This window comes from Streptomyces sp. NPDC048383, assembly GCF_040651775.1.
GTDB lineage: Bacteria > Actinomycetota > Actinomycetes > Streptomycetales > Streptomycetaceae > Streptomyces.
Window position 1 is genome coordinate 1 of the sequence record NZ_JBEZKS010000119.1, and the last position, 7,765, is coordinate 7,765.

Below are 7,765 nucleotides of genomic sequence, written 5' to 3' on the forward strand. Positions count from 1 at the left end.
GCGGCCGGTCCGGCGTTTCTCGTTCCGCCTAGGCGTCGGGGGAGGAGGAGCCCGGTTTCTCGGGGGCCCCGGGGGCCCCGGGGGCCTCCGGCTTCCCCGGCGGCTCGGGCGCCTCGGGCGTCGCGGGAGTCCCCGCGGTCCCGGACGGCCCCGCCGCCTCCTCCGCCCCGCCGTCGGACCCGTCGGCGGCCCCCTCGGGCGCCCCCGCCCCCGCCGGCGGTTCCGGCTCCGGCTTGCGCTTGGCCCCCCGGCTCAGGCCGCCGGCGGTGTCCCGCCGGTACGAGCCGTCACCCGGCTCCGCGGTGGCCGAGGGGTCCCGACGCCGTAGGTACCGTTCGAACTCCCGGGCGATCGCGTCCCCGGAGGCCTCCGGCAGGTCCGCTGTGTCCCGCGCCTCCTCCAGCGTCTGGACGTACTCCGCCACCTCGCTGTCCTCGGCGGCCAACTGGTCCACGCCCAGCTGCCAGGCCCGCGCGTCCTCCGGCAGCTCGCCCAGCGGGATCCTGATGTCGATCAGGTCCTCCAGCCGGTTGAGCAGCGCCAGCGTCGCCTTCGGGTTGGGCGGCTGGGACACGTAGTGCGGCACGGCCGCCCACAGCGACACCGCGGGAACGCCCGCGTGGGTGCAGGCCTCCTGCAGCACGCCCACGATCCCGGTCGGACCCTCGTACTTCGTCTCCTCCAGGTCCATCGTCCGCGCCAGGTCGGCGTCCGAGGTCACCCCGCTGACCGGCACGGGCCGCGTGTGCGGGGTGTCCCCGAGCAGCGCGCCCAGGATGACCACCATCTCCACGCCCAGTTCGTGCGCGAAGCCGAGCAGCTCGTTGCAGAACGACCGCCACCGCATGGACGGTTCGATGCCCCGCACCAGCACCAGGTCGCGCGGCTTCGCACCGCCGATCCGGACCACGGACAGCCGCGTCGTCGGCCAGGTGATCTTCCTGACCCCGTTGTCCAGCCACACCGTCGGCCGGTTGACCTGGAAGTCGTAGTAGTCCTCGGCGTCCAGAGCCGCGAAGACCTCGCCCTTCCACTCCCGGTCCAGGTGCGCCACCGCACCGGAGGCGGCGTCACCCGCGTCGTTCCAGCCCTCGAACGCGGCCACCATGACCGGGTCGATCAGCTCGGGCACGCCCTCAAGCTCGATCACCCAGGTCTCCTTCCGAAGTTCCCTTGCGTACGTGGGCCAGCCTAAGCCTTGAGGCGGCACCGACCACAGCCCACGACGGAGGGGCGGTTCCCCTCGGAACCGCCCCTCTTCCCCACCTGCGCGCGAGCTATGCCTTGTGACCCAGCATCTCCTGGACGCGGGCGCGCACGGAGGCGTCGTCCAGACCGCGGACCGTCACCGTCGTGCGGCGGCGCAGCACGTCGTCGACCGTCTCGGCCCACTCGTTGTCACGGGCGTAGGCGACCTGCGCCCAGATCTCCGGACCGTCCGGGTGGATGCGCTCGGCCAGCGCCGGGTCCTCGTTCGCCATGCGGGCGATGTCGAAGGCCAGCGAGCCGTAGTGGGAGGCCAGGTGGCGGGCCGTCAGCGGGTCCATGCGGGTGCCGGGCTCACGGTCCACCAGCAGTCGGTGCGCGACCGCGTTCGGGTTCGCGACACCGGGCAGCGGGATCCGGCGCACCAGCGACTTCTGCGGCTCCATGTCCTCGGTCAGCGGGCTGCCCGGGAGCTTGGCCAGCTTGTCCATGACCACACGGCCGATGTGACGGTACGTCGTCCACTTGCCGCCGGCCACCGACAGCATGCCGCCCGCGCCCTCGGAGACGACCGTCTCGCGCTTGGCCTTCTCCACCCCACCGGGGCCGCCGGGCAGCACCCGCAGGCCCGCGAAGGCGTACGTCATCAGCGAACGGTCGAGATCCGCGTCGTTCACGGAGAACGCCGCCTCGTCGAGGATCTGCTGGATGTCGGACTCGGTGGCGCGCACGTCCGCCGGGTCGCCCTCGTAGGCCTCGTCGGTCGTACCGAGGAGCAGCTGGTCCTCCCACGGCAGGGCGAAGGTGATGCGGTACTTGTCGATCGGGGTGGCCATGGCGGCCTTCCACGGCGACTTGCGCTTCATGACGATGTGCGCGCCCTTGGACAACCGGATCGACGGCATGGAGTGCTTGTCCTCCATGCGCCGCAGGTGGTCCACCCACGGGCCGGTGGCGTTGAGCACGACCCGCGCGTCGACACCGAACTCGGTGCCGTCGAGGCGGTCCTTGAGCTCGGCACCGGAGACCCGGCCGCGCGTCATGCGCAGCCCGGTGACCTCGGCGTGGTTGAGGACGACCGCACCCGACTCGACGGCCGCGCGGACCGTCATGACGGCGACGCGGGAGTCGTTCATCTGGTGGTCGTAGTAGACCGCGACGGCCTTCAGGTTGTCCGTCTTCAGGCCCGGGTTGTCGGCGACGGCGCGGGCCGGCGAGATGACCTTGCCGATCCCGTCACCGAAGGCCGAGAGCGCCGAGTACGCGAACACGCCCGCGCCCAGCTTCGCCGCGCCGACCGGACCGCCCTTGTACACGGGCAGGTAGAAGGTCAGCGGGTTGACCAGGTGCGGGGCCACGTCCTTGGCCAGCACCCGGCGCTCGTGGTGGTTCTCCGCGACGAGCTTGACCGCGCCGGTCTGCAGGTAGCGCAGACCGCCGTGGACGAGCTTGGAGGAGGCGGAGGAGGTGGCGCCGGCGAAGTCACCGGCGTCCACCATGGCGACCCGCAGCCCCGACTGCGCGGCGTGCCAGGCCACCGAGGTGCCCAGGATTCCACCGCCGATGACCAGCAGGTCGTACGTGGCCTTGGCCAGCTGCTCACGGGTCTCTGCACGGCTCGGGTGGGAACCGGCCGTCGGGTGCGTACCCAGGGTGGGGACGCGCTGCGGGCTGCTCATGTCTCTTTAGCTCCTCGTCGATTCGTCAGCCGGTGCGGTCAGCTGGCGTCTTCGTCGTCGACCCAGCCCATGGACCGCTCCACGGCCTTGAGCCAGCTCTTGTACTCGCGGTCCCGCTGCTCGGCGGGCATCCGCGGGGTCCACTCCGCCGCGCGGCGCCAGTTGGCGCGCAGGGCGTCGGTGTCGGGCCAGAAGCCGACGGCCAGGCCGGCGGCGTAGGCGGCGCCGAGGCAGGTGGTCTCGGCGACCATCGGGCGCACCACGGGGGCGTCCAGGAAGTCCGAGAGCGTCTGCATCAGCAGGTTGTTGGAGGTCATGCCGCCGTCGACCTTGAGGGCCGCCAGCTCGACGCCGGAGTCCTTGGTCATGGCGTCGGTGATCTCGCGGGTCTGCCAGGCGGTGGCCTCCAGGACGGCACGGGCGATGTGCGCCTTGGTGACGTACCGGGTCAGGCCGGTGATCACACCGCGGGCGTCGGAGCGCCAGTACGGGGCGAACAGGCCGGAGAAGGCCGGGACGAAGTAGGCGCCGCCGTTGTCCTCGACCGAGGAGGCCAGCGTCTCGATCTCGGCGGCCGACTTGATCAGGCCCATCTGGTCGCGCATCCACTGGACGAGCGAGCCGGTGACGGCGATGGAGCCTTCCAGGGCGTAGACCGGCTTCTGGTCGCCGATCTGGTAGCCGACCGTGGTCAGCAGGCCGCTGTAGGAGTTGATGATCTTGTCGGCGGTGTTCATCAGCATGAACGTGCCGGTGCCGTACGTGGACTTCGCCTCGCCCTCGGCGAAACAGGTCTGCCCGAAGAGGGCGGCCTGCTGGTCACCGAGCGCCGAGGCGACCGGGACACCGGCGAGCACGCCGTCCTTGACGTGGCCGTAGACCTCGGCGGAGGACTTGATCTCGGGGAGCACGTTGAGCGGGACGCCCATGGACTCCGCGATCTTGTCGTCCCAGGCCAGCGTGTGCAGGTTCATCAGCATGGTGCGCGAGGCGTTGGTGACGTCGGTGACGTGCACGCCGCCCTGGGCGCCGCCCGTGAGGTTCCAGATGACCCACGAGTCCATGGTGCCGAAGAGGATGTCGCCCGCCTCGGCGCGCTCGCGCAGGCCCTCGACGTTGTCGAGCAGCCAGCGGACCTTGGGGCCGGCGAAGTAGCTGGCCAGCGGGAGGCCGGTCTCGCGGCGGAAGCGGTCCTGGCCGACGTTGCGGCCGAGCTCCTTGCACAGGGCGTCGGTGCGGGTGTCCTGCCAGACGAGGGCGTTGTGCACCGGCTCGCCGGTGTTCCTGTCCCACAGCAGGGTGGTCTCGCGCTGGTTGGTGATGCCGACGGCCTTGACGTCGGCGGCGGTGATCTCCGCCTTGGCGATGGCCCCGGCGACGACCTCCTGGACGTTGGTCCAGATCTCGGCGGCGTCGTGCTCGACCCAGCCCGGCTTCGGGAAGATCTGCTCGTGCTCCTTCTGGTCGACGGCGACGATGCGCCCGTCGCGGTCGAAGACGATGCAGCGGGAGGAGGTGGTGCCCTGGTCGATCGCGGCGATGAAGGGGCCGGTGCTGCTGGTCATGGTGGCTGCTCCTGGCAGGTCTGGTGAGTTGGCGGAATCAGGAGTGCGGTGCGGATCTTACGAGCGCTGCAGGTGCTGATCAGGCGAACGCGAGGTTGTACAGACCGCCGGCGAGTACGGCACCGACGAGCGGGCCGACGACCGGGATCCAGGAGTACCCCCAGTCCGAGCCGCCCTTGTTGGGCAGCGGGAGCAGGGCGTGCACGATGCGCGGACCGAGGTCGCGGACCGGGTTGATGGCGTAGCCGGTCGGACCGCCCAGCGAGAGGCCGATGCCGACGACCACGAACGAGGTGATCAGGACGCCTATGACACCGAGTCCCTTGCCGTCGTCCTGGAGGCCCTGGGTCAGGATGGCCAGGATCAGGACGGCGGTGCCGATGATCTCGGTCGCGAGGTTCTGCACGACATTACGGATCTCGGGGCCCGTGGAGAAGACGCCGAGCACCGGGCCGGCCTGGTCGTGCGGGTGCGGGTCCTCGGGACCGAGCTTGGCGTCGCGGATGTGCTCGGGGTCGGACAGGTGCGCGCGGAACTGGCCGTAGTACGTGATCCACATCAGGACGGCACCGAGCATGGCGCCGAGGAGCTGGCTCGCGAGGTACACGGGGACGTCGCCCCACTCGCCGGTCTTGACGGCGATGCCGAAGGTGACCGCCGGGTTCAGGTGGGCCCCGGAGAGCGGAGCGGAGACGTAGGCGGCGATCAGTACGGCGAAACCCCAGCCGAAGGTGATCGCGAGCCAGCCCGCGTTGCGGGCCTTGGAGCTCTTGAGGGTGACGGCGGCGCAGACGCCACCACCGAGCAGAGTGAGCAGGGCGGTACCGATGGTCTCGCCGATGAAGATGTCGGAGCTGGACACCCGCGACTCCTTTGTCTTACGTCCAGGGGTGGGTGGACACCGGGTCCCTCCGGTGGTCCACACACTCGGTGAGTGCTGCACCGGTCCATGGCCTCGCCATACCCTAACGCGTATTGCCGGTAGGTGTTCGACAATGCCGACCGATGAACGGCAGTTTTCCGCCTGGATGAAGAACGCGTCAAGGGTTGGCCAGGTCAAAGAACCGGATCGTTACCACGCGGTGCGATCGCCCACATCAGGCCATTGAGCGGTCCGGAAACGACAAAACCCACCCAAGGAGCGCCGGAAGCGCCCCCTGGGTGGGCCGAACGAATCAAGTCAAGCTCAGAACCGGCCCGCCCCGAGATCGCGCGAAACCGACCGTGCGCAGTCCCGGACCGACGCCACCAGCGACGCCCGGGGCTCCCCGTCCTCCCCGCAGACCCGCTCCACGGCCCCCGCGACCGCCACCGCGCCCACCGGCATCCGGCGCCGGTCGAGGATCGGCGCCGCCACCGAGGCGATGCCCTCCCAGGTCTCCTCCACGTCCGCGGCCCAACCGCGCGCCCGCGTCAGGTCCAGGACCCCCTCGAAACCGACCGCGTCCGTGACCGTACGGGGCGTGAACGACTCCCGCTCCACCTCCACCACCTGGGTGTGCGCGACCGGATCGTAGGCCGACAGGACCTTGCCCAGAGCCGTGGAATGCAGCGGCTGCATCGCCCCCACCTCCAGCACCTGACGGCTGTCGTCCGGCCGGAACACGTGGTGCATGATCAGCACCCCGCTCTTGTGCAGCACCCCCACGTACACGCTCTCGCCGCTCGCCCGGGCCAGGTCGTCCGTCCACACCAGGGCGCGGGCGCGCAGCTCGTGCACGTCCAGATAACTGTTGCCCAGGCGGAGCAGCTCCGCGCCCAACTGGTACCGCCCCGACGCCGGGTCCTGCTCGACGAAGCCCTCGGCCTGCAGGGTGCGCAGGATCCCGTGCGCCGTCCCCTTGGCCAGGCCCAAGGACGACGCCACATCCGACAGTCCCAGCCGGCGCTCCCCGCCCGCCAGGAGCCGCAGCATCGCAGCGGCTCGTTCGAGCGACTGGATGTTCCGTGCCATCGCGCAGCCTCCTGCTGACGTAGTTCGACAATGCTGAACACTATCGGTCGATGCCGACCTTGTGCATGGTTGGGCGATTCCCGAAGGCCGTGCACACCGTCCCACCCCCGTGCGGGGTCCCGCGCACAGAATGCAGTCCGCCACGTGGGACGCCCCCACCGGGTCCGCTGCCACACGGTTACCCTGACCGCGTGCACCCTTGACACGAGGGGGTGCAAAGCCGACAGCCGTCGCATCCCAGGGAGCTCAACCATGGCCTCGTTGTCGAACCCGCCCGCAGACACCCAAACCCGGGCCGACGCCCTCCGGGAGGCGCTCGCCACCCGCGTGGTCGTCGCCGACGGAGCCATGGGAACGATGCTCCAGGAGCAGGACCCGACGATGGAGGACTTCCAGCAGCTGGAAGGCTGCAACGAGGTCCTGAACGTCACCCGCCCGGACATCGTCCGCTCGGTCCACGAGGCCTACTTCTCCGTCGGTGTCGACTGCGTCGAGACCAACACCTTCGGCGCGAACTTCGCGGCCCTCGCCGAGTACGACATCCCCGAACGCAACTTCGAGCTGTCGGAGTCCGGCGCCCGCATCGCCCGCGAGGTCGCGGACGAGTTCACCGCCTCCACCGGACAGCAGCGCTGGGTCCTCGGCTCCATGGGCCCGGGCACCAAGCTCCCCACCCTGGGCCACATCACCTACGCCCAGATCCGCGACGCCTACCAGATCAACGCCGAGGGCCTGATCACCGGCGGCGCCGACGCACTCCTCGTCGAGACCACCCAGGACCTCCTCCAGACGAAGTCGTCCATCATCGGCGCCCGCCGGGCCATGGAGGCCCTCGGCATCTCCGTCCCGCTGATCTGCTCCGTCACCGTCGAGACCACGGGCACCATGCTGCTCGGCTCGGAGATCGGCGCGGCGTTGACGGCGTTGGAGCCGTTGGGCATCGACATGATCGGCCTGAACTGCGCGACCGGTCCGGCGGAGATGAGCGAGCACCTGCGGTATCTGGCGCGCAACGCCCGCATCCCGCTCTCCTGCATGCCCAACGCCGGCCTGCCTGTCCTGACCAAGCAGGGCGCCCACTACCCGCTGTCGGCCCCCGAGCTCGCGGACGCGCAGGAGACCTTCGTCCGGGAGTACGGACTGTCCCTGGTCGGCGGCTGCTGCGGCACGACGCCCGAGCACCTGCGGCAGGTCGTGGAGCGGGTCCGCGGCACGGCCGTCACCGAGCGCAGTCCGCAGCCGGAGCCCGGTGCGGCCTCCCTCTATCAGACGGTGGCGTTCCGGCAGGACACGGCGTACATGGCGATCGGTGAGCGGACGAACGCGAACGGGTCGAAGAAGTTCCGCGAGGCGATGTTGGA

The 7,765-nt window shown here is 70.4% G+C and carries 6 protein-coding genes; 1 reads left to right on the forward strand and 5 read right to left on the reverse strand.

Going from position 1 to position 7,765, the window contains the following annotated elements; genetic code table 11:
- Window positions 1-28: 28 nt before the first annotated feature.
- The 5 genes from AB0D46_RS38005 to AB0D46_RS38025 all read right to left on the reverse strand — a co-directional run bounded on the left by AB0D46_RS38005 (window position 29) and on the right by AB0D46_RS38025 (window position 6,404).
- Complete coding sequence (locus AB0D46_RS38005) at window positions 29-1,150, reverse strand: PAC2 family protein (protein ID WP_362884611.1); 1,122 nt, start codon at window positions 1,148-1,150, stop codon at window positions 29-31.
- Between the two features lie 127 nt (window positions 1,151-1,277).
- Entirely contained in the window at window positions 1,278-2,885 is a 1,608-nt protein-coding gene (locus tag AB0D46_RS38010; protein ID WP_362884613.1) for a glycerol-3-phosphate dehydrogenase/oxidase, read from the reverse strand.
- 38 nt (window positions 2,886-2,923) lie between these two features.
- Window positions 2,924-4,450, reverse strand: a complete 1,527-nt coding sequence (gene glpK, locus AB0D46_RS38015) for a glycerol kinase GlpK (protein WP_362884615.1) — start codon at window positions 4,448-4,450, stop codon at window positions 2,924-2,926.
- Between the two features lie 79 nt (window positions 4,451-4,529).
- Window positions 4,530-5,312, reverse strand: coding sequence for an MIP/aquaporin family protein (locus AB0D46_RS38020; RefSeq protein ID WP_362884617.1), 783 nt, complete (start codon window positions 5,310-5,312; stop codon window positions 4,530-4,532).
- 324 nt (window positions 5,313-5,636) lie between these two features.
- Entirely contained in the window at window positions 5,637-6,404 is a 768-nt protein-coding gene (locus AB0D46_RS38025) for an IclR family transcriptional regulator (RefSeq protein ID WP_362884619.1), read from the reverse strand.
- A gap of 252 nt (window positions 6,405-6,656) precedes the next feature.
- Between AB0D46_RS38025 and AB0D46_RS38030 the strand changes: the two genes are divergently transcribed.
- Window positions 6,657-7,765, forward strand: a 1,109-nt coding sequence (locus tag AB0D46_RS38030) for a homocysteine S-methyltransferase family protein (RefSeq protein WP_362884621.1), incomplete at its 3' end; no start/stop codon positions are given.